Genomic DNA, 21,025 nt, shown 5'->3' on the forward strand with positions numbered 1-21,025 from the left:
AGCACATGACGACATTGGACAAGGCCGGGATCATCGCGGCCCTCGGCCTCAGGGATCATTTCGAGGGCGGCTATTTCCGCGAGACCTTCCGACCTGAACACCGCGCGCCGTTTGCCACCGAGCACGGCCCGCGCGGCACCATGAGCTCGATCTACTACATGCTCACCGACGACTCGCCGGTCGATCACTTCCACACCAAGCACTCCGACGGCATCCAGTACCATCACATGGGCGCGCCGCTGACCTACCACCTGATCCACCCCGATGGCCGCTACGAAGCGGTGGTGCTGGGGCCCGATCTGGCGGCAGGCCAGGTCCCGAGCCTCGCCGTTGCCGGCGGTGTGTGGAAGGCAGCGGAGTTGCCTCAAGGGTCCTATGGCCTTGTCAGCGAGGTGGTTTCTCCGGCCTGGGATATGGACGACATGATCCTCGTCACCCGCGCCGAACTGCTGGCGAAATTCCCCCAGCACGCGGCCGTTATCACCCGGCTGACGCCCGAGGCGACATAAGGCCGTCACAAGTTTTCCCCATCTGGCGGCGCGCTGGGTGTTAAAGCGCTCTGCCTCGACAGCTGAATGGGGTAGTCTCCAACTCCGATATTTCGAAGGGCATGCACATGATCGATGAGGGCAGGGAGGTTCGGCGGGTTCGCGCGCTGTTTCTGTCCGACGTGCATCTGGGCATGCGGCCGACCCGGATTACCCAGCTCAACGACTTCCTGCGCTGGCACGAGGCCGAAACGATCTACCTCGTCGGCGACATCGTCGATGGCTGGCGGTTGGCGAAGAGCTGGTTCTGGCCGGCCGAATATCACCAACTGGTCGAGCTCTTCCTCGAAAAGGCGCTGGCCGGCACCCGCATCGTCGTGCTGCCCGGCAACCATGACGAGTTCCTGCGCGAGTATCTCGGCACCTATTTCGGTGAGGTCGAGTTCGTTGATCGCACCATCCACACCACGGCGCTCGGCAAGACCTATCTCGTCATGCATGGCGACCAATTCGACGTGGTCGTCGCCCACGCCAAGTGGCTCGCCTATGTGGGCGACTGGGCCTATCGCTTCGCGCTGCGCGTCAACCTCGTGGTCAACTGGGTCCGCCGCCGGCTGGGCCTCACCTACTGGTCACTGTCCGCCTGGGCCAAGCACAAGGTGAAGAACGCCGTCAGCGTCATCGGCCGCTTCGAGGAAGCGCTGACCCTCGAAGCCAAGGAAAGCGGCGTCGACGGCGTCATCTGCGGCCACATCCACTACGCCGATATGCACGAGCGCATGGGCATCCACTACGTCAACACCGGCGACTGGGTGGAAAGCTGCACGGCAGTCGCCGAAACCGAAGATGGCGTGCTGGAACTCCTGCGCTGGACCGAAACCCCTCAACCGCGCACCCCGCGGCGACTGAGGCTGCGCCGCGCGCCGGCGCGGTGACGGACGCGGCCGGTGCTTAGCGGATGGACTTCGCCTCTACCCGCTGTTTCAGGGCTTGATTGAACCCATCACAACCGTTGGCGCGGCGCGCTTCGTTCGGTTTGAACAGGCCCTCTAGCGGCCACACCAGCCAACCCGAAAACGTCTCGGTATTGTCGAGGTGGGTGGAGCCGTGGGGATGGCGGGGGCTGGGGTGCCACTCGCGGTGTCGCGGGTGGCGCCGAAGCGTGGGGGTAACCTGCTTTAGGCGGTGGTGCGCAGATTGGTCTTGGAACCGTTGCGCTGAAGACCTCCGAGGAAAGACAGGAGCTTCGGCGCGACCAGATCGGGCATTTCGGTATGGGGATAGTGCCCGGCGCCATCCACGATGATGGTCTCGGCCTTCAGCTTGCCGGCGAGCATGCGCGCTTCTTCGACCGCATCGGCAAAGTCCGGGTCCTTGGTGCCCATGACGACCAGTGCCGGGACCTTGGTGCGCTCCAGGATGGCCGCAGTGTCCGCCTTCGACAGCCCGAGCATAGCGATCAGGGCGTCGACGCGGCCCGGCTCCTTCAGGTTCCTCGTGATCGCGGCCTTGACCTCGGCATGGTCAGCAGGCTTGCGGGTGGGGAACAGGGTGTCCCAATACATGGTCCAGAACCCAACCTTCCAGGGTCCGGCAAAGCCGACCTTCAGGGAGAGTTTCTGGATGAACGAGGCTTCGAGGTCACGAACGATTGGCCCGACAAGCACGACGCCATTGACCTGTTCCGGTGCGTCCTGCGCCGCCCACAGTGCCGAGCCGGCGGCAAAGGAGTTGCCCATGATCGTGGCAGGGCCGACACCCAGATGCTTGAGCACGGCCACTGCGTCACGGCCGACGGCACGCGCCGAGTAGTCGCTCCACTTTGCCGAGGTTTCGCCGAAGCCCCGCGCATCCATGGTGATCACGCGGTAGCCGGCCTGCTGCAGGGCCGGGCGGATCAGGCGATACTCGGAGCGCAGGTCGCCCATGCCGGGGATGGCGAGGATGGCCGGGCCATTGCCGCCGGTGTCCTCGAAGGCGACGCGGCCGCCTTCAGTTGTGACGAACTTGGTCTGGGTGCTGGTGGTGTTCATTTCTGTCTCTCTCGGTTGGGTCGACCGCCGGGCTGTGCCGCGATCTCTGTTGTTGACCTCACCAATGTAGCTGCCCTATTTCTGGATGGTAATCGGCCAAGAAACGATAGCGTCATTCCAAAAATGGATAGCCTCGACTGGACACTGCTCCGCTCCTTCCTCGCCGTGGTCGAGGGCGGTTCCCTGTCCACAGCCGCCAAAAAGACAGGCGCGACCCAGCCGACGCTGAGCCGGCACATTCGTGAACTGGAAACGGCGCTGGGGGTGATCCTCTTCACCCGGTCGGCGCAAGGGCTCGATCCCACCAACGCGGCGCTAGGCCTGATCGAGGATGCCCGCGCCATGGGCGCAGCCGCCGAAGCCCTGAACCTCAAGGCGCAGGGCCGCTCGCAGCAACTGTTCGGCACCGTGAGGATTACGGCGTCGGTGATCGTCGCCAACCTGATGCTGCCGCCCATTGTGGCGGCTTTCCGGCAGGCGGAGCCGAGCATTCAGATCGAGATTGTGGCCTCGGACACCAACCAGAACCTGTTGCGTCGCGACGCCGATATCGCCATCCGCATGGCCGATCCAACCCAGAACGCCCTCATTGCCCGCAAGCTCGGCGACACGCCGATCGGCTTGTTTGCCACCCGCGAATATTTCGATCGGCGGGGCCGCATCCGTTCTAAGGAGGACCTCCTGCAGCACGACCTTATCGGTCTTGATCGCAGCGATTTCCTGATCCGCGGCTTTGCAGCCTATGGCATCGCCCTGGCGCGCGAAGACTTCGCCCTCAGGACCGACGATGGCCTCCTGACCTGGAATCTCATGCTGGCCGGCGCAGGCATAGGCGTCGGGCAAGTTATCCTCGCGCAGCGCCACAAGGAGCTCGAACAGGTCGATGGTGGCATCGGCCTTGGAGCGTTGCCGGTCTGGCTGGTGATGAGCGAAGAGGTGCGCAACAACGCTCGGATACGACGGGTGGCCGACTTTTTGTCAGCTGAGTTGGGAGAGGTGCTGAAGGGAGCACGCGCGGAGGCGTAGTGGGCGTAGTCTTTTGGGTCGCTTCATGGTTGACCGCAAAGCGGCCGCGACGTTGATGGAGTGGCGCTCCCGGGATCGGGTAGTTGCCTCCTCAATCCCCCTTCATCCGCCTGACATCCACGAGGTCTATCTCTTCTGCCGTCTCCTCCCTCGTCCGAGGTTCAGATGGCGCGTATCCTTATTGTTACCGATGCCTGGTTGCCGCAGACCAATGGGGTGGTGCGGTGCCTTGAGAATCTGGGGCGGGAGCTCGCGTCACGCGGGCATGTGGTGAGCTACCTGACGCCGGATGGGTTCTGGACGGTGCCGCTGCCGACTTACCCGGAAATCCGCATTTCGATGGTGACGCCCACCACCATCGCCGCGACCATTGCCCGCGAGGCGCCCGACCATATCCACATCGCGACCGAGGGGCCGCTTGGCCTCCTGGCGCGTTACGTGGCGGTGGAGCAGGGGCTGGCGTTCACCACCAGCTACCACACGCGCTTTCCTGAATATCTGGCCGCGCGGCTGCCGATCCCGACCGATTGGACCTATGCGTTCCTGCGCTGGTTCCATGCTCCGGCGGCGGCGACGCTGGTGCCGACGCAATCGCTGAAGGACGAGCTGACGCTGCGCCAGTTCGGCACGCTGGCGCTCTGGACCCGGGGTGTCGATCACGCCTATTTCTCTCCCGGCGAAAAGACCGAGTTTCTCGATCTGCCCGGCCCGCACCTGCTCTATGTCGGCCGCGTCGCCGTGGAAAAGAACATCGAGGCGTTCCTTACCCTCGATGTGCCTGGCACTAAAATCGTGGTGGGCGATGGCCCGGCCCGCGCTGAGCTCGAACTGCGCTATCCCGATGTGCATTTCGTTGGGCTGAAGACCGGCGAAGCGCTCTCTGCGCACTACCGCTCGGCCGATGTGTTCGTCTTCCCCAGCCGCACCGATACCTTCGGCAATGTCATCCTCGAAGCGCTGTCGTCGGGTGTGCCGGTCGCCGCTTATCCGGTCACCGGACCCGCTGATATTCTCACCGACCCAGCGGCGGGCGCGGTGGACGAGGATCTGGCGGTGGCGGTGCGTCGGGCGCTGACGCTCGATCGCGCCGCCGCGCGGCGGCATGCGCTGGGATATTCATGGGCGCGCTGCGCCGATATCTTCCTGTCGGTGCTGGTGCCGGTGCGTTTGCAGCTGGCAGAAGCCGCCTAGAGGCAAGTTGCGTTGACATTGCCCTGAGCCCCGGCACATTCAGACGCTATGGCGGATTCTCCCGCCTGGACACGAATTTCAAATGACAACCAGTTTGGCCGAGCCGCGCATTGTGCCGGAGCTGCGGGCCGCGATTTATCATTTTGCAGTCTTCGGCTCGACCGGTGTTGCATCGGTCTATTTTGCCATCTGGCTCAGTAACCGCGGCATCAGCCCCGACGAGATCGGCATCATCAATGCCGTGCCGGTGCTTGGTCTGCTGCTGGTCAACCTGGTGGTCGGCCGGCTCGCCGATCGCGCCAAGGACTGGCGGCAGATGATCATCGCGCTGTCGCTGCTCGCGGCCACCATCCCCATCGGCCTGCTCTTCGTTTCCGGTTTCTGGGGCATCCTGCTGATCTGGTCGCTGTCGGTGATCCCGGCGTTTTCGATTGTGCCGCTGGTTGATGCGGCGACGATGCGCCTGACGCAGCGGCGGGGCAGCGATTTCGGCTTCGTGCGCGCCTGGGGCACGGTTGGTTTCATGATCGCGACGGGCGCTGCCGGGCCGTTGATCGCCTGGCTGGGCGACGCTGCCTTCGCGCCGCTGTTCATTGCGCTCGCCCTTTTGCGCGGCCTGCTATCGCTGCAACTGCCGCAGTTCCGCGCGCCCGACCATGTGCGCAAGGCCGTGACGCCGGGTAAGCTCAAGGCGGTGCTGAAGCCGTGGTTCATGCTGACGCTGCTGGGCATGGGCGTCCTCTATTCGACCCACAGCGCCTTCGGCGCGTTCTCGGCGCTGCTCTGGCGCGATCAGGGCATTCCCGGCGAGATCATCGGGCCGTTGGTCGCCACCATGGCTGCGGCCGAAGCCCTGATGATGTTCCTGTGGAAGCGGCTGAAGCTTAAAATACCGGCGCGCAACCTCATCATTCTCGCCTGCCTGATCGCGGCTTTCCGGTGGACCGCCATGGCTTTTTCACCGCCGGTCTGGGTGTTGTTCCTGCTCCAAACGCTCCACGCCTTCACCTACGCGATGGGGTATCTCGGCGGCATGTACTTCATCGCCAACTGGACCAGCGAAGATATCGCGGCCGAAGCGCAGGGCTTTTCCTACTTCGTCCAGCAGGGGATTTCGGTGCTGGCGCTGGTGGCGATGGGCTGGGTGGTCACCGCACTCGGTGCCTGGGCGTGGCTGGCGCTCGGCATCTACACGCTGCTCGGCGCGGGCCTCGTGCTGCTGTCGATCCGGCTCCGTCCGCCGACCGCTCATCCGGTGCCGGTGGCCGCGGTCGAAGACATCCCCCGCACCGGCGACGCAACGCCCTGAGGCACCACCTTGCCTTCTCCCCTTGTGGGAGAAGGTGCCCGAAGGGCGGATGAGGGGTTCTCTCCACGCACTCCATCGCTTCTCGCGGCGCTCGGAACGCGCGACACCAAGGTGCCGCGGACCGCTCATCCGGCGCTGCGCGCCACGTTCTCCCGCAAGGGGAGAAGGCAAGAAAAAGCCCCGCGACACTGTCGCGGGGCTTGAAGTTGGAGGTCTACTCTCAGATAGGTCAGCCGAGGCGGCCGCTGGCGTGGGCCAGCATGGTGTAGACGCGGCCGCGATCCGACAGCAGGTACTCGCGGGTCTCGCCGGCCGGGTCAGACCCGGTGGCGGCGCGCTTCAGCAACTGTTCGAACTCGGCCATGTAGGTTGCGGCGGTGCGGGCGAAATCCTGGTCGCGCTGGATGCGCTTTCTGACTTCGTCATAGGTCGCCTGGCCGGTCAGCGTGTAGATCCGGCGCGAAAAGACGTTCTGTTCGCCGGCCTGATACCGCTGCCAGGCTTCGGCCAGTGCGGCCTGGTCCATGGACCGTGCGATTTCATCGGTCAGCGTGTTGAGGTTCTGCGGCTGCGGCGCTGCAGGAGCAGGTGCGGTGGGCGCCGGCTGGGCAGCGGCGGGGGCTGCCGGACCCGATGCGTTGCGGAGCACGTCACGGAGCCAGCCACCACCGTCTTCAGCCTTGGCGGCTGCAGGAGCGGGTGCCGGCGCGGCCTTGGCCTCAACTGGTGCTGGCTGCGGGCGCGGCGTTGCGGCGACCGGTGCGGGCGTCGGAACATCCGGCATCGGCACAAAGCGCGGACGCGGGGTTTCAATGACGCGCGTTTCAGCCGCACGAGCTTCGACGCGAGGGGTTTCGATGCGAGCGGGCTCGGGACGAACCGGCTCCTGACGCGGCTCAGGACGGCTGGCCGGGACGTCGTCGCGAGCGATCGACTGACGGGTCGGGGCTGCGGGCGGGCGACGTTCGTGCAGATCATGCGTTGCCGGCTGCGAGCGGACGATCGCGTTGAGCTCGGCCAGCGCCTCGATCTGTTCGGCGACGACGCGGCGCATGGCGGCGGCGCTCGACTTGGTCTCTTCGGGCAGCTCCATGACGCCGCGCGCCAGTTCGGAGCGGGTGGCTTCGAGTTCCGAGCCCACTTCCTTTGCGGTAGCGCGCATGGCCGAGGCGGTTTCGTTGAAGCGCTGCGTGGCTTCTTCGAGCGCCGACTGCATTTCGAGGATCATCGTTGCCTGCGTCTGGCGCAGGGCGTCCGCGGCACGTTGGCTCTCGTTGCCGGCGGTGCTGGTGAACGAGCCAAGCTGCGTCGCAACCCGCTGCGAGGTGCCTTCCAGCGCCTCTTCGAGGAGGTTGGTGCTCTTGCCCAGTGCGTTTTCGAACTGTTCGGTCGAGGCACCAAGCGCGGTTTCGACACGCGTCGAGGTGGCGGTGAGCGCTGCGTCCAGCTTCTGCGTCGTGTCTGCGAGGGCGGACTGCACCTTCTGGGCCGTCGCGCCAAGCACGCCATCGACCTGGCTGGTCGTATCCGCGAGTGCAGCCTGAACCTGGTTGGTCGTGCTGGTCAGCACACCCTGAAGCTGGTCTGTCGTGCTGCTCAGCGCGCTCTGCAGCTGGCCGGTCGTGCTGGTAAGGACACTCTGCAACTGCTCGGTGCTTTCGAACAGAGCGGTGTTGATCGAGCCGGTGGTGGCTTCGAGCGTTTCGGCAACGTTGGTGGTCGTTGTTGCCAGCAGCGTTTCCATCAACTCGCGGGCATTGAGCAGCCGCTGCTCGGTCTCATCGACGGTGTCGACGATCGACTGCGCGAAGCCGCGCATGCGCTGGTCGATCTCGTCGGCGCGAGCCGTGAAGCTCATTGCAAGGCTGTCCATGGCGGTGCGGCGCTCATCGAGCATGCCCAGCGTCATCGAGCCGGTCGCCGTCAGGTTCTGTGCGGTCTGGTCGAGGCCCACGGCCTCGGCGTTGAGGTTGCCGAGGATGGAGCCAAACTCGGAGACCATGGCGGCAATCGTCGTCTGGAGGGCGCCGACATGCTCGGTGACCATGCGGCCTGCTTCCTCGGTCGAGCCGATCGCTTCGCGGACGGTCGAAGAGTAGCTGGCGGTCTGCTGGGCCACGCTGGTCTCGAGGTTGGCGAGGTTTGCCGTCGAGGCGTCGAGCACGCGCTGCAGAAGGATATTGCTGTCGTTGAGCTTGCCCAGCGCCGCGGTCACATCGGTGAGGATGCGCGAGGTCGACTGGCTCATCAGCTCTTCGGCGTCACGGGCATTCTGCCCCAGCGCCTGGGTAAGGACGTTGTTGTGGTTCTGCAGCGCCAGTTCGAGCTGAGCCGAGCGATCCGAGACGAGGGCGGCAAAGCCATCGGTCTGTTCGCTGACGACGCGGTTGATCTCGGCGACCTTGCCGCCAATCGCGTCGGCTGCGGCCACGGCCTTGATCGAGATCAGCTCATCGATATTGCTCGAGGCCTGCTGGATGCGTTCGAGCGCGCTGCGGACGGCAACGTCCATGCGCTCGGCAGTGACCGTGACGTCCTGGGCAATGCCTTCGGTCGCCGCCACGATGCGGCGGGAGATGGTTTCCTCGATGCGGTCGGCACCGGCCTCGAGGTCGGTCATCGACTGCACGAGGGCGGTGTTGATCGCGGTGTTCAGCGAAGCGAGGCGCTCCGCCGTGATATCGGCGCGGGCGGTGATGGCCTCGGGCAGGGTGCCGAGACGCTGGTCCACCATATCGGTGATCGCCTTGCGGGCGGAATTGACGCCGGTCTCGATGATGTCGGAAGCCTTGCGGGCGCTGTCGCCAACGGTGGCTGCCGCGCCGTCGATGCGGGCGGTGACACCCGATTCGGCGTCCGCGATGCGGAGGATGGCGTTGTCGATGCCGCGGCCGAGGTTCTCGCTGACTTCGGCGACCTTGGACTGGATCAGAGTGGTCACTGCTGCGGCGCGGTCACCCATTGTGTCGGTGACGCTGCGCAGGCTCGCATCGATCCGGTCACGCGCCGTGGCGCCCTGGGCGTCAATGGTGCGGGCGAGTTCGGTGGTGCGGTCGCCGATCGCAGCGGCGATGCCGACAGTGTGACTGCCGAGGGTTTCGGCCAGTTGCTGGGTGCGCGAGTTGAGCGCGTCGGCAAGTTCGGCCGAGCGGGTCGAGACCGTCTGCGCCAGCACCTGGGTGCGCTGGTCGAGTGTATCGCTCAGCGCCTTGGCCTGGTTGCCGAGCGTGGTGTCGATGTTGGCGGCATGCGCGATCAGCGTCGTATCCATGTTGGCGGCATGACCAACGAGGTTGGTGTCGAGCGCCTGGGCATGACCCGAAATGGTCTTGTCGAACACGGTGACATGCTGAGTGAGGGTGTGGTCGAGTTCACGGGCCCGGCCGGAAATGGCCTGGTCGAGCTCGCTCGTTCGCTGGGCCAGGGCCTGCGCCACGTCTCCGACACGGCCGACGAGGGCCTGGCTGAGTTCAGTGGTGCGAGTAGCCAGCGTCTGTGCGAATTCGGCAGTGCGCGCAGCGAGAGTCTGGCTCAGTTCAGTGGTGTGACCGCCCAGCGTCTGGCCGAAGGCCGTGGTGCTGGTGGTGATGGCCTGCTCAAGCTCATTGGTGCGCGTCGTCAGCGCCAGTTCCAGCTCGCGGGTGCGGCCAGAGAGCGCGTCGTCGATCTCGCGGGCCCGGCCGAGCAGGGTCTCCGAGAAGTCGACATTGCGGCTCTGCAGCGTCTCGTTGAGCAACTGGGTGCGTCCGTCGATGGCGTCGGCGATGACCTGGGTGTGGCCTTCCAGCGAGTCCGAGATTTCGCGGCTGCGGTTGGCAATCGTCTCGGTGATCTGCTTGGTGCGCTGGCCGAGGGTCTCGGTCATCTCACGGGTGCGCTGGCTGACGATCTCGTTGAAGTGCTCGGATTTTTCGTCGAGCGCCATTTCGAGGACGTTGGCGCGGGCGGCAAAGCCGGCATTGTGCTTGTCGAGCGCAGCGACCAAGCGGTCGCCCTTGTCGCCGATGACGCCATCGAGAGCCTGCAGGCGGGTGTCAATCACAACCGCAATTTCGTCGAGGCGGGCATCGAACTGGCTGAGGTTCTGCGAGCCGGCGCCCATCAGGGTGACGCGGGCGCGTTCGGTGGTGTCGTCAAGGGCACCAGACAGCTCAATCATCGCCGACTGCAGGCGCGATTCCATCGAGTTGACCTGGATCTGCACCTGCTCATCAAGCTGATGGCTGAGGCCAGAGAGCAGCTGTTCGGCTTCACGCGAGCGGCCGGTAATGTCGGAGGCAATGCGCGTGCCGATCATGTCGAGCGCGCTCGACACTTCGTGGCCACGGTCGCGGAGTTGGTCGAGCAGGGTGATGCCGCCCTGGCTCAGGAGCTTCGCCAGCGAAGATGTGCGGTTGTCGATGGCGTCCGACAATGTCACGGCGCGGCTGTCGAGCGCTTCGGTCAGCGACTGCATGCGGCCATCGATCACCGAGCTCAGTTCCACGGTGCGGTTCTCGAAGGCGTTCGAGATGGTCGCGGCGCGGTCTTCGAGCGTGATGTTGAGGCGCGAGGCCGAATCGTCGAGCGCGACGAGCAGGTGGCTGGTGCGCTGGTCGATCAGTGATACGAAGCTTTCGGTGCGTTCGCCGAACGCACCGTTGAGCGAGTTGCCGGCAGTTTCGAGCGCCTTGGTGAGGTTGCCGCCCGACTCGACGATGGTGCCGGCGATGCGCTGCGAAATCATGTCGAGGTCGAACACGAGGCCCGTGTGGCTCTCGGTGATGGCCTCGCGGACGCGCTCAGTATTGGTGATGACGGCTTCGCGCTGGCTGGCCAACTCCTGAATCAGGGCGCGCATGCGCGATTCATTGTCGGAATAGGTGCGTTCGAGCGCGGTGACCTCGTTGTGGATCATCACTTCGAGTTCGCCGGCGCGGCTCAGGGCGCGCTCAAGGCCATCGCCAAGGGCATTCACTTCGCGGCGCACGGCTTGGCCCACGGAGGCGACCTTTTCGGACGCCGTGGTTTCGGGCTCGGCAAGGCGGATCGCGGCCTGGGTCACGGCAGCCGCGGCATTGCGCAGCTCCTGGGCGCGGCGGATCAGGGCGGCAATAGCGAAGATGCCGATAACCGGTACGACGGCGAGCGCGACAAGGCCGATAAAGTCGTTGGACCCCCAGAAGTCGGCCGAGCCCATATCTGCGCCGTTGCGGATCATGGCCACGAGGATGATAGCGGCGACCCAGCCCAGCGCGATGAGCGCGGCAATCATGGTCGGCGCGCCGGAATTCTTGGTTTGCAGGCCGTAGAGGATCTTTGAGCTCTGGAAGCGGTCGTCATTGGCGACCGAGCCGGTCTGCGCGGCGAACTTGTCCGCGGTGCGCTGGCGTTCCGAGCGCGGCGAATTATCGCGAGGCATCGGCTTGGGGCCGGGCCGTTCCTGCTGCGCTTGGGGTTCTTCAGGCTGGTCGAGACCAGCAAACACCGAGTCCTTGAGAGCGTCCTCGACCGCCGAGAATGCCAGAGTTGCAGGGTCGTTCTGTGTGGTCGTCGACTTCTTAGCCATACTCTTTACAACTCTCGCATCGGCTCGGACGGCTACCCCGTGTGGCCACGGGCAGGGCGTCCTATCCTCGTTCGGCATTCCGCCAGGTGGTCTGAAGTCTTTGAAATAACTTCGACCGACGGGGTGCCAGTGGCACTATCGGGCCTTGTGAGTTGTCATTGGACACCCTCTCCCGTTGGGGGATGACATCCAAATTTGGTAAAATGCGATTCAAAAGCCCCGCATCCGTCCTAAACCCACGCCGCCGCTCGCTAGGTGGACCTCAGATATACATTCAATTTGAGGCAAACCGCGTGTTTTCTTAACAGAAGGTTAATATGGGCAGGACTGGGGCGGGTTAAGGGCACGCACTGCCTTGTCCCCATCCATTTAAGAGCCTGTTCACCCGCCTCGCCTATCGTCGCCACCCAATTGCCCCGCAAACGGGCGGACTTATAATCAGGGTGGCATGCATGGCGAAACTTTTGACAGAGGTCGTACCGTCGGCACCCTCCAGCTTTACGCCGGGGCCGATCGATCTTGAGCATGTCAGCCGCCAGGCACTCGGCGATACCGGCCTCGCCGAGGAAATCCTGCTGCTCTACACCCAGATGTCGCGCCTCTATCTGGAGCGTATCGAGACCAGCACCAGCATCGCCGAACTGCTTCCGCACCTGCACACCTTGAAGGCCGCTGCGGCGGGCATCGGGGCATGGGCTGTGCGCGATCTGGCGCGCTCCATTGAGGATGGCCTCCTCACCGGCGCCCCGGTCAATCCGGAACTGATCGCCGACCTCGCGATGACCGTGCAGGAATGCAACGCTTTCATCGAAGCGATCCAGCCCTCGGCAGCGCACTAAGGTTCCAGCCCCCCGCATGCCCGCCTGACGGGATGCCGCGGCGGTGCTGGCTTGCCGAGCCCGCCTCGCGTCGCTATATGCGGCTGGTCTCAAGGCAAGGCGTCTCATGCCCCACATCACCTATATCGAATCCAACGGCACCCGGCACGAAACCGAGGGTGAGGTCGGCTCCACCGTCATGGAGACTGCGATCATCAATGGCGTTCCCGGCATTGTCGCCGAGTGCGGCGGAGCCTGCACCTGCGCCACCTGCCACGTCTATGTCGATGCCGCCTGGACCGAAACCGTCGGCGGCCCGTCGATGATGGAAGAAGACATGCTCGACTTCGCCTTCGAAGTGAAACCCACCTCGCGGCTCAGCTGCCAGATCAAGGTGAAGGACTTACTGGACGGCCTGATCGTCCACGTGCCGAGCCGCCAGGGCTGATCTGTCCGAGCGCTCTATTTTGCACTATATTGGCTTCGTGAGACCTGCGCGAGGACCGTCCATGGACGTCACCATTGCCACTGCACGTGAGCAGTTGGAGGAACTTGTTCATCGCGCTGAAGCCGGCGAAGAGATTATCCTCACGCGTGATGGACGCTCGGTCGCCCGGATCGGTCCCGTTCCCGCGGCGATAGCTGCGGACCATGCTCGCCCGGCACGTGGATCGGATGAGTGGCGCCAGCGGATTGACGAGATTACGAGGCAGGCGGTGGCGAAGTTCCCTCCAGGCAAGGTGCCATCGTCCAGTCACGATGACATGTACGACGCGTTTGGCCTGCCGATATGATCGTTGTCGATACCTCGGCTCTCCTTGCCATTGTGCTGGGTGAGCCGAGCCGAGAAGCGTGTATCGAGGCCCTGCAAGGGGAGCGAGAGCTGCATATTTCAGCAGGAACCATGACGGAGGCCTTTGTCACATCGGAGCACAAAGGCGTCGGTCCGGAAATGGCGCTGCTGATCGAGGAACTCGATCCCTTAGTTGTACCCGTGACAGAGGCGTCCGCGCGCCTCGCGCTAGTTGCGTTTCGCCAATATGGCAAGGGTCGACATCCTGCCCGCCTGAACTTCGGGGACTGCTTCTCATACGCTGCCGCTAAAGAACTGGGCTGTCCGCTGCTGTTCATCGGCGACGACTTCAGCCAGACCGATATAACGAGCGTTTTGTAGCCACGCATTCCACTGCCATACGAAGCCGTGGATTCTTTTCGCGGGCGCGGGTATTTCCCCTCAACGCCATTCTAATACGCGGCTCAGGCAGGAAACATTAAAGCTATTGATTTTCAATAGCTTGTTCCCACGACCGGTAATCAGTATGTATCCGGCTTCCGAAAGGCCGCAGATGGGTGAGCTGAAGACATTTCCTGTCAGCTATAAAGTCGAGGGTAAGCGCATCGTCATTGTCGGCGGTGGCGACGAAGCTCTCAACAAAGCCCGGTTGGCCATTAAGACGACTGCATCAGTCGTGATTATAGCCGCTCACATGGAAATCGACTTTTCCGAGCTGCCGGTGACGGTGCTGGAGCGGCCCTTCGAGCCGGACGATCTCATTGGCGCAGCTCTGGTTTTTGTCGCGGACGAAGGTCCGGATGGCGAAGCTGCCAAGCTCGCAGCGCGGTCACGCGGTATCCCGCTCAATGTTGTCGATGTGCCGCATGAGTGCGATTTCTACACCCCGTCGATCATCGACCGCGCGCCGATCAGCATTGCGATTGCGTCCGAAGGCGACGCGCCGGTGCTGGCGCGGCTGATCCGGGCGCGGATCGAAGCGGTGCTGTCGCCGCATGTCGGCGCGTTGGCCGCACTTGCGGGTGCGATGCGCGACAAAGTTGCGGCGGTGCTCGAAGGGGCGGCCGCACGCCGCTATTATGAAGAGCTGGTCACCTCTCCCGAGGTTGAGGCAGCGCTGATCCGCGGGCAGGGGGCCGAGAAGGCGGAAGCCGTACTGGCGCAGCACGCTTCTCTCGGCAAGGCACCGGGCGTCGTCTGGCTGATTGGCGCTGGACCGGGGTCTGAGGACCTGCTGACGCTCAGGGCGCAGCGGCTGCTGCAGGAAGCTGACGTCATCGTTCATGACCAATTGGTCCCGACCGCCGTGGTCGACATGGGACGACGGGATGCCGAGCGCATTCTGGTGGGCAAGCAGAAGGGCCATCACTCCTTCACCCAGGCCGAAATCAACGCGCTGCTGGTGCGGTTGGGTGGCGAAGGTAAGCGGGTGGCGCGGCTGAAGAGCGGCGACCCGATGATCTTTGGGCGCGCTGGCGAGGAACTCGAGGCGCTGCGCGGCGCGGGGATCGCCTATCAGATCGTGCCGGGCATTACCGCGGCGCTTGCGGCCGCTTCCGACACCGCAACGCCGGTGACGCTGCGCAAAGTCTCGACCGGCTTCGTGCTGGCGACGGCGCATGGTGCCAATTCGGAAGAACTGAAGCATTGGGCGGCGCTCGCCTCTGCCGGATTGACCCTCGCGCTGTACATGGGCAAGAGCGTTGCCGCACCGACGGCGGCGCGTCTGATCGGGGAGGGGGCCAGCCCGCTCATTCCGGTCGGTGTCGTCATCCGGGCGGGGCGCAAGACGCGTAAGCTTTATCGCGGCACGCTTGGCTCGCTGGCGAGTGGGCAGGTCGAGCTGGACGATGGTCCGGCAATCATTTTCGTGGGCAACTCGATTGCGCACGGTGACTGGGAGGCAGCGGTGAATCTCGCCGTGCAGGAATTCAGGGTGGCATGATGGAAATCCTCACCGGCAACGAGCTGATGAGCGGGGCGACTGTCTATCTCGACCGCGCCGGCAACTGGGTCGAAGACCTGCAGCAGGCGCGCGTGTTCGTGGCTGAAGAGGCGGAGGCGCGTGACGGTGCAATTGCCGCGACCAAGAAAACGCAGCGCATCAATTCCATTGAGATCGAGAGCGTGACGCTGCACGACGGCGTCATTCACCCCGACCGCATCCGTGAGCGTATCCGCGCCGAGGGCCCGACGGCTCCGCGCTTTGAACGCCAGCATCTCGACGAGGACGGCCATGTATCGATATGACGAGTTTGACGCCGCGTTCGTAAAGGAACGCACGTCGCAGTTTTCCGACCAGGTGGCACGCCGGCTGACGGGGGAGCTCAACGAGGACCAGTTCCGGCCGCTCAGGCTGATGAACGGGCTCTACCTGCAGTTGCACGCCTACATGCTGCGCATCGCCGTGCCCTACGGCACGATGTCGTCAAAGCAGATGCGGATGCTGGGCAAGATCGCGCGCGATTATGATCGCGGCTACGGCCACTTCACGACGCGCCAGAACATCCAGTTCAACTGGCCCAAGCTGCGCGACATCCCGAAGATCCTCGCGGATCTCGCCTCGGTCGAGATGCACGCCATCCAGACTTCGGGCAATTGCATCCGCAACATCACCACCGACCAGTTCGCGGGTGCCGCCGCCGACGAGATCATCGACCCGCGCCCGGTGGCGGAAATCCTCCGTCAGTGGTCGAGCCTCCACCCGGAATTCACGTTCCTGCCGCGCAAGTTCAAGATTGCGATGACCGGCTCGCCCAACGATCGCGCCGCTATCCGCTTCCACGATATCGGCCTGCAGGCAACGACCAGCGCCACCGGCGAAATTGGCTGGCAGGTATGGGTCGGCGGTGGCCTCGGCCGCACGCCGATGATCGGCAAGCAGATCAGCCCGTTTGTGCCGCACGAGCACCTGCTCGCCTATCTCGAGAGCATCCTGCGCGTCTACAACCGCTATGGCCGGCGCGACAACAAGTACAAGGCCCGCATCAAGATCCTCGTCCACGAGACCGGCATCGACACCATCCGCGAGCAGGTCGAGGAGGAGTTCGCCCACGTGAAGGGCGGCGTGCTGCGCCTGCCGCAGGAAGAACTCGACCGGATCACCAAGTACTTCGCGGCGCCCAAGTACGAGCTGATCAACCAGACGACGGTCGATGTGGCGCGTGAGAAGATCCTCAACCCGGCCTATGGCCGCTGGCTCGAGCGCAACCTCAACGCCCACCGCCAGCCCGGCTATGCCTCGCTTACCATTTCGCTGAAGCCGATCGGCGGTGCACCCGGCGATGCGACCGACAGGCAGATGGAGGTCGTCGCCGATCTCGCCGAGCGTTACTCGTTCGATGAAATCCGCGTCACGCACGAGCAGAACCTGGTGCTGCCGCACGTCAAGCTCACCGACCTGCCGGCGATCTACGAGGTGCTGGTGGCCGAAGGCCTAGCCGATGGCAATGTCGGCCAGATCACGGACATGATCTGCTGCCCCGGCCTCGATTTCTGCGCCCTGGCCAATGCACGCTCCATCCCGCTGGCCCAGGACATCGCGAAGAAATTCGCCTCGCCTGAGCGCCAGAAGGAAATCGGCGATCTGAAGATCAAGATTTCGGGCTGCATCAATGCCTGCGGCCACCACCATGTCGGCCACATCGGCATTCTGGGCGTCGAAAAGAAGGGCACCGAGCTCTACCAGATCACTGTCGGCGGCGACGCCACCGAGCACGCCGCCATCGGCCAGATCCTCGGCCACGGCTTTGTCGTCGAGGAAGTGCCGGGTGTCATCGAAAAGCTGGTCGACACCTACATCGCCCGCCGCCAGAGCCCTGCGGAAACCTTCATCGACGCCTACCGCCGCCTCGGCGCAGAGCCGTTCAAGGAGGCGCTCTATGGCAGTGCGTGACCTCTCGCACGACGCTGGTGGTGATCGCCTTCTCCCCTTGTGGGAGAAGGTGCCCGAAGGGCGGATGAGGGGTTCTCTCCGCGCGCGCGAGACGCTCCTCGCTTTGCTCGGATCGCGCAACACCATTGTGTTGCGGACCCCTCATCCGGCGCTGCGCGCCACCTTCTCCCACAAGGGGAGAAGGGAAGGGGTGCGTACCCTCTCAGAGGAGGCTCCCCATGGCCGCCGCTAGTTTCCAGATCGCATCCGCGCCCAAGCCCGACAAGCTCCGGGCGCTGGGGATCATGGCGCTCAACGGCATGTTCGACGAGATGGATGGCGTGTCCGTTCTCCGCCAGGCCGTGACCGAGCTGCTGGTAGACGACGTCGCGATCGTTTCGTCCTTCGGCGCCGATTCCTCGGTGCTGCTGCACATGGTGTCGCAGGTCGATCCCAGCCTGCCGGTCTATTTCCTCGAAACCGGCAAGCACTTTCCTGAAACGCTCGCCTACGTCGAAACGCTGAAGCAGCATCTGGGGCTCACCAACGTCATCGCGCTGACGCCGGATGCCAAAGACATTGTCCGCTTCGATCCAGCCGGAGACCTTTGGGAGACCGACCCGGATTCGTGTTGCCATATCAGGAAGACCGAGCCGCTCGATGCCGTGGTGACGAACCTTGGTGGCTGGGTCACCGGCCGCAAACGCTACCAGACGAAGGAACGCGGCGTGCTGCCGCATTTTGAGCTCACGAGCGATGACCGTATCAAGGTCAATCCGCTAGCCTATTTCTCCGATGCGGACGTCACGGCCTACAAACTGAAGTACGGGTTGCCCGAGCATCCGCTCTACAATATGGGCTACAAGTCGATCGGCTGTGCGCCCTGCACGTCTGTTGTCGCCGAAGGCGAAGATCCCCGTGCCGGCCGCTGGCGGGGGCTCAACAAGAAAGAATGCGGCATCCATTTCGATTTCAACGGGGCGATCGCCAAACCCATGGCTGCTCAAGAGCTGAATCTGTTCAAGGACGGCGCCTTCATCGCCGATCCGTTCCGCACCTGGGCCGAGGGCGATGACGCGGGCTCGGTTCGTTACACCCACGTGCCGCTCAAGGTCTTCCTCGAGCAGCGCGAGGCGTTCCTTGCCAACCCGCATCCCTTGGGACTGCTGGTCTCGCCGGGCGACAATGTCGAACTCGTCGAAAAAGACCTCGGCCGCTTTGCTTCCGTCGCCATCAACTTCCCCGGCTTCACCGATGGCCGCGGCTATTCCAGCGCGCGGCTGCTGGTCGAGCGCTATGGCTACAAGGGTGAACTCCGGGCCGTGGGCGACGTCCTCCAGGACCAGGTCCCGCTGATGCGCCGCTGCGGCATCACGGCGTTCGTGGTCAAGCACGAGCCGACCCGCAAGGCGCTCATCGAAGGCAAGCTCGCCACCGTCGATATCTTCTACCAGCCGGTCGGCACCACCGAGATCCCCGTCGGCACCCGCCCCTTCCTCCGCCGCGCGGTGGAGACGGTCTGAGACGACCCCAAACACGGGTGTCATCCCTGCGAAAGCAGGGACCCATGGCGCCACCTGAGCTAGCCGGGAAATGGGTCCCTGCCTGCGCAGGGATGACGCTGGATTGAAACCACGGCCGTGCGACGGCCGCGAACGACTGAGAAGCAAATGAGCAACGAAATCGTCACGGACGTAGTCATCATCGGCGGGGGCCCGACGGGGCTGTTTGCCGTGTTTGAACTAGGGCTGCTCGATCTCAAATGCCATGTGGTCGATATTCTCGACCGGCCGGGCGGCCAGTGCGCCGAGCTCTATCCGGAAAAGCCGATCTACGACATTCCCGGCTTCCCGGTGGTCACCGGCCAGCAGCTGGTCGATAACCTGATGCAGCAGATCGCGCCCTTCGGGCCGCAGTTCCATTTCAATCGGATGATCACCGGGCTCGAAAAGCTGACCGACGGTACCTTCCGGCTGACCACCGACGCCGAAGAAGTGTTCCTCACCAAGGTGGTGGTGATCGCGGCCGGTGGTGGCTCGTTCCAGGCCAAGCGGCCGCCCGTCGAAGGCATCGAGGCCTATGAAGGCAAGTCGGTGTTCTATTCTGTCCGCAAGATGGAAGATTTCCGCGACCAGGACGTAGTGATCGTCGGCGGCGGCGACTCGGCGCTCGACTGGACGCTGAACCTGCAGCCCATCGCCCGTTCGCTGACGCTGGTGCACCGGCGCGACGCCTTCAAGGCGGCGCCGGCCTCGGTGAGCAAGATGAAGGAACTGGTTATGGCGGGGAAGATCAACTTCCTCCTCGGCCAGATCGGCCGCATCGAAGGCAATGATGGCCAGCTCGACCACATCCATATCACCATGGATTCGGGCGATCTCTCGGTCCCCGCGACGCGGCTGTTGCCGTTCTTCGGGCTCACCATGAAGCTTGGTCCCGTCGGTGACTGGGGGCTCGAGCTCAACGACAATCTCATCGCCGTCGATACCGAAAAGTTCCAGAGCTCGGTGCCGGGTGTCTTCGCCATCGGCGACATCAATCAGTACCCCGGCAAGCTGAAGCTCATCCTCTCGGGCTTCCACGAAGCCGCGCTGATGGCGCAGGCCGCTAAGGCGATCGTCTCGCCGGGCGAGCGCGTGGTGTTCCAGTACACCACCAGCTCGACCAAGCTGCAGAAGAAGCTCGGGGTGGCGTAAGGCACAGCGCGGACCTCTCCATGATCCTCCCCCGTTCACGGGGGAGGGGGACCGCCGCAGGCGGTGGAGGGGGGCGGCGATCTTGATCCGCTACGCTGCCTTCTGCCACTCCATAATCAGGAAATTGGGCACCCGGCGGTGCTGGTCGATCTCGTCGGCCGGCGCGTCCGGGCTAGGCTGTGGCTCGTCGAAGTGGCGGAGTTCCAGCCCGGCGGCGAGGAGCAGCCGCATGTAGGTGCTGAGCGGGCGGTGCCAGTTGCGGATGCGGATGGCGCGCCACGCCACCCATTCGGCGCGCTCGTCCATGTAATTGTCGACAGGGTAGTGGGTGCGCTTGCCCTGGCTGTCGCGCCGCCAGCCCGGTGGGGAGGCTGCCGTGGTGAAGCTGTTGAGGTTCGCGATGAGCAGCGTGCCGCCGGGCCGGAGCACGCGCGCCATTTCCGCGATGGCGCGGCCGATATCGGCAATATCTATGAGTGAGAGGTAGGAGACGATGAGGTCGAAGCTGCCGTCGGCGAAGTCCATCTGCTCGGCAGCGCCCACCCGGTAGTCGCCATCGGGGTCGCGGCGCTGGGCTTCCGCAATCATCGCCACCGTCGGATCAAGACCGATTGGCGTGATGCCGAGCGGGCGTAGCATGCGGCAAAAGCGACCCTCGCCGCATCCGACATCGAGAGCGGTCCTGAAGCCGCGGTCGCGGACACGTGCCAGCATTGGCGCATCGAGCACGAAGCGACGGGCAGTGTCGCCCCGATCACCGACATCAGCGATCCAGCCCGCGGCCGATTCTTCCCATCCGTCCGTCATGATGTCCTCCCCAAGCCACCTTCCGCAGGCCTTAGCCTAAATTGTGGCTTTCGCGGCGGTGTCCCTATGGTAATAGGGCGCCGTCAGCAAGCGGACCGGCCCAGCCCATGAAGATCATCGTCACCGATCAGGACGGAATCGAACACGAGCTCGAAGGGCTCGATGGCTGGCGGACCATGGAAGTGATCCGCGACTGGGGCCTCAACATCAAGGCCGAGTGCGGCGGCGCGTGTTCGTGCGCCACCTGCCACGTTTACGTCGATGAAGCCTGGTTCGACAAACTGCCGCCGCCCAGCGACGACGAGGAGGACCTGCTGTTCTCCACCCTCGACAAGAAGCCTACATCTCGTCTTAGCTGCCAGATCCTGTTGTCCGACGAGCTGGACGGCATGAAGGTCACTCTGGCGCAGAGCGCCGCCAAGGACTGACGGCGACGGCCCAG

The 21,025-nt window shown here is 64.2% G+C and carries 18 protein-coding genes; 15 read left to right on the forward strand and 3 right to left on the reverse strand.

The window, feature by feature from the left end; all coding sequences use genetic code 11:
- Positions 1-5: 5 nt before the first annotated feature.
- Together ACO06J_RS04670 and ACO06J_RS04675 are read left to right on the forward strand one after the other, a co-directional pair.
- Entirely contained in the window at positions 6-509 is a 504-nt protein-coding gene (locus ACO06J_RS04670; protein ID WP_421759540.1) for a cupin domain-containing protein, read from the forward strand.
- Between the two features lie 107 nt (positions 510-616).
- The gene (locus tag ACO06J_RS04675; RefSeq protein ID WP_421759541.1) at positions 617-1,423 is read left to right on the forward strand and encodes a UDP-2,3-diacylglucosamine diphosphatase; all 807 of its coding nucleotides are present in this window, start codon (positions 617-619) and stop codon (positions 1,421-1,423) included.
- A gap of 243 nt (positions 1,424-1,666) precedes the next feature.
- On the opposite strand, the gene ACO06J_RS04680 is transcribed toward ACO06J_RS04675, so the two are convergent.
- On the reverse strand, positions 1,667-2,521 hold the full coding sequence (locus ACO06J_RS04680; protein WP_421759542.1) for an alpha/beta fold hydrolase: 855 nt from the start codon (positions 2,519-2,521) through the stop codon (positions 1,667-1,669).
- 123 nt (positions 2,522-2,644) lie between these two features.
- Between ACO06J_RS04680 and ACO06J_RS04685 the strand changes: the two genes are divergently transcribed.
- The 3 genes from ACO06J_RS04685 to ACO06J_RS04695 all read left to right on the forward strand — a co-directional run bounded on the left by ACO06J_RS04685 (position 2,645) and on the right by ACO06J_RS04695 (position 6,047).
- Complete coding sequence (locus tag ACO06J_RS04685; RefSeq protein WP_421759543.1) at positions 2,645-3,547, forward strand: LysR family transcriptional regulator; 903 nt, start codon at positions 2,645-2,647, stop codon at positions 3,545-3,547.
- A gap of 165 nt (positions 3,548-3,712) precedes the next feature.
- Positions 3,713-4,738, forward strand: coding sequence for a glycosyltransferase family 4 protein (locus ACO06J_RS04690; protein ID WP_421759544.1), 1,026 nt, complete (start codon positions 3,713-3,715; stop codon positions 4,736-4,738).
- A gap of 82 nt (positions 4,739-4,820) precedes the next feature.
- Positions 4,821-6,047, forward strand: a complete 1,227-nt coding sequence (locus ACO06J_RS04695) for an MFS transporter (RefSeq protein WP_421759545.1) — start codon at positions 4,821-4,823, stop codon at positions 6,045-6,047.
- A 229-nt stretch (positions 6,048-6,276) separates the two neighbouring features.
- Here the strand turns inward: ACO06J_RS04695 and ACO06J_RS04700 are convergent, their stop codons facing one another.
- Positions 6,277-11,595: a hypothetical protein gene (locus ACO06J_RS04700; RefSeq protein WP_421759546.1), complete on the reverse strand. Its 5,319-nt coding sequence runs from the start codon at positions 11,593-11,595 to the stop codon at positions 6,277-6,279.
- 452 nt (positions 11,596-12,047) lie between these two features.
- Between ACO06J_RS04700 and ACO06J_RS04705 the strand changes: the two genes are divergently transcribed.
- The 9 genes from ACO06J_RS04705 (at position 12,048) to ACO06J_RS04745 (ending at position 19,776) form a co-directional block, all read left to right on the forward strand.
- A complete protein-coding gene (locus ACO06J_RS04705) occupies positions 12,048-12,434 on the forward strand; it encodes an Hpt domain-containing protein (RefSeq protein ID WP_421759547.1) in 387 nt (128 codons plus the stop codon).
- Positions 12,435-12,540: 106 nt separating this feature from the next.
- A complete protein-coding gene (locus ACO06J_RS04710) occupies positions 12,541-12,861 on the forward strand; it encodes a 2Fe-2S iron-sulfur cluster-binding protein (protein ID WP_421759548.1) in 321 nt (106 codons plus the stop codon).
- A gap of 61 nt (positions 12,862-12,922) precedes the next feature.
- Positions 12,923-13,207: a type II toxin-antitoxin system Phd/YefM family antitoxin gene (locus tag ACO06J_RS04715; RefSeq protein WP_421759549.1), complete on the forward strand. Its 285-nt coding sequence runs from the start codon at positions 12,923-12,925 to the stop codon at positions 13,205-13,207.
- The gene (locus ACO06J_RS04720; RefSeq protein WP_421759550.1) at positions 13,204-13,587 is read left to right on the forward strand and encodes a type II toxin-antitoxin system VapC family toxin; all 384 of its coding nucleotides are present in this window, start codon (positions 13,204-13,206) and stop codon (positions 13,585-13,587) included. Before ACO06J_RS04715 ends, ACO06J_RS04720 begins: the two co-directional genes overlap by 4 nt.
- A gap of 172 nt (positions 13,588-13,759) precedes the next feature.
- The gene (gene cysG / locus ACO06J_RS04725; RefSeq protein WP_421759551.1) at positions 13,760-15,151 is read left to right on the forward strand and encodes a siroheme synthase CysG; all 1,392 of its coding nucleotides are present in this window, start codon (positions 13,760-13,762) and stop codon (positions 15,149-15,151) included.
- Positions 15,148-15,456, forward strand: coding sequence for a DUF2849 domain-containing protein (locus tag ACO06J_RS04730; protein ID WP_421759552.1), 309 nt, complete (start codon positions 15,148-15,150; stop codon positions 15,454-15,456). Before cysG ends, ACO06J_RS04730 begins: the two co-directional genes overlap by 4 nt.
- Positions 15,443-17,101, forward strand: coding sequence for a nitrite/sulfite reductase (locus ACO06J_RS04735; protein ID WP_421759553.1), 1,659 nt, complete (start codon positions 15,443-15,445; stop codon positions 17,099-17,101). The genes ACO06J_RS04730 and ACO06J_RS04735 overlap by 14 nt, the downstream gene beginning before the upstream one ends.
- A gap of 218 nt (positions 17,102-17,319) precedes the next feature.
- Complete coding sequence (locus ACO06J_RS04740; protein WP_421759554.1) at positions 17,320-18,603, forward strand: phosphoadenylyl-sulfate reductase; 1,284 nt, start codon at positions 17,320-17,322, stop codon at positions 18,601-18,603.
- A gap of 147 nt (positions 18,604-18,750) precedes the next feature.
- Entirely contained in the window at positions 18,751-19,776 is a 1,026-nt protein-coding gene (locus tag ACO06J_RS04745; RefSeq protein ID WP_421759555.1) for an NAD(P)/FAD-dependent oxidoreductase, read from the forward strand.
- 90 nt (positions 19,777-19,866) lie between these two features.
- Here the strand turns inward: ACO06J_RS04745 and ACO06J_RS04750 are convergent, their stop codons facing one another.
- Positions 19,867-20,583: a class I SAM-dependent methyltransferase gene (locus tag ACO06J_RS04750; RefSeq protein WP_421759556.1), complete on the reverse strand. Its 717-nt coding sequence runs from the start codon at positions 20,581-20,583 to the stop codon at positions 19,867-19,869.
- A 107-nt stretch (positions 20,584-20,690) separates the two neighbouring features.
- Here ACO06J_RS04750 and ACO06J_RS04755 point away from each other — a divergent pair, with 107 nt between their 5' ends.
- Positions 20,691-21,011: a 2Fe-2S iron-sulfur cluster-binding protein gene (locus ACO06J_RS04755; protein WP_421759557.1), complete on the forward strand. Its 321-nt coding sequence runs from the start codon at positions 20,691-20,693 to the stop codon at positions 21,009-21,011.
- The last annotated feature ends 14 nt before the right edge of the window (positions 21,012-21,025 follow it).

The organism is Devosia sp., assembly GCF_965229025.1.
In the GTDB taxonomy this organism is placed as follows: domain Bacteria; phylum Pseudomonadota; class Alphaproteobacteria; order Rhizobiales; family Devosiaceae; genus Devosia_A.

Excerpts from the sequence above, each read along its gene's own strand:
- ACO06J_RS04670 (WP_421759540.1), top strand. The coding sequence starts at position 6 with ATGACGACATTGGACAAGGCCGGGATCATCGCGGCCCTCGGCCTCAGG.
- ACO06J_RS04675 (WP_421759541.1), top strand. The coding sequence starts at position 617 with ATGATCGATGAGGGCAGGGAGGTTCGGCGGGTTCGCGCGCTGTTTCTG.
- ACO06J_RS04680 (WP_421759542.1), bottom strand. The coding sequence starts at position 2,521 with ATGAACACCACCAGCACCCAGACCAAGTTCGTCACAACTGAAGGCGGC.
- ACO06J_RS04685 (WP_421759543.1), top strand. The coding sequence starts at position 2,645 with ATGGATAGCCTCGACTGGACACTGCTCCGCTCCTTCCTCGCCGTGGTC.
- ACO06J_RS04690 (WP_421759544.1), top strand. The coding sequence starts at position 3,713 with ATGGCGCGTATCCTTATTGTTACCGATGCCTGGTTGCCGCAGACCAAT.
- ACO06J_RS04695 (WP_421759545.1), top strand. The coding sequence starts at position 4,821 with ATGACAACCAGTTTGGCCGAGCCGCGCATTGTGCCGGAGCTGCGGGCC.
- ACO06J_RS04700 (WP_421759546.1), bottom strand. The coding sequence starts at position 11,595 with ATGGCTAAGAAGTCGACGACCACACAGAACGACCCTGCAACTCTGGCA.
- ACO06J_RS04705 (WP_421759547.1), top strand. The coding sequence starts at position 12,048 with ATGGCGAAACTTTTGACAGAGGTCGTACCGTCGGCACCCTCCAGCTTT.
- ACO06J_RS04710 (WP_421759548.1), top strand. The coding sequence starts at position 12,541 with ATGCCCCACATCACCTATATCGAATCCAACGGCACCCGGCACGAAACC.
- ACO06J_RS04715 (WP_421759549.1), top strand. The coding sequence starts at position 12,923 with ATGGACGTCACCATTGCCACTGCACGTGAGCAGTTGGAGGAACTTGTT.
- ACO06J_RS04720 (WP_421759550.1), top strand. The coding sequence starts at position 13,204 with ATGATCGTTGTCGATACCTCGGCTCTCCTTGCCATTGTGCTGGGTGAG.
- cysG (WP_421759551.1), top strand. The coding sequence starts at position 13,760 with ATGGGTGAGCTGAAGACATTTCCTGTCAGCTATAAAGTCGAGGGTAAG.
- ACO06J_RS04730 (WP_421759552.1), top strand. The coding sequence starts at position 15,148 with ATGATGGAAATCCTCACCGGCAACGAGCTGATGAGCGGGGCGACTGTC.
- ACO06J_RS04735 (WP_421759553.1), top strand. The coding sequence starts at position 15,443 with ATGTATCGATATGACGAGTTTGACGCCGCGTTCGTAAAGGAACGCACG.
- ACO06J_RS04740 (WP_421759554.1), top strand. The coding sequence starts at position 17,320 with ATGGCCGCCGCTAGTTTCCAGATCGCATCCGCGCCCAAGCCCGACAAG.
- ACO06J_RS04745 (WP_421759555.1), top strand. The coding sequence starts at position 18,751 with ATGAGCAACGAAATCGTCACGGACGTAGTCATCATCGGCGGGGGCCCG.
- ACO06J_RS04750 (WP_421759556.1), bottom strand. The coding sequence starts at position 20,583 with ATGACGGACGGATGGGAAGAATCGGCCGCGGGCTGGATCGCTGATGTC.
- ACO06J_RS04755 (WP_421759557.1), top strand. The coding sequence starts at position 20,691 with ATGAAGATCATCGTCACCGATCAGGACGGAATCGAACACGAGCTCGAA.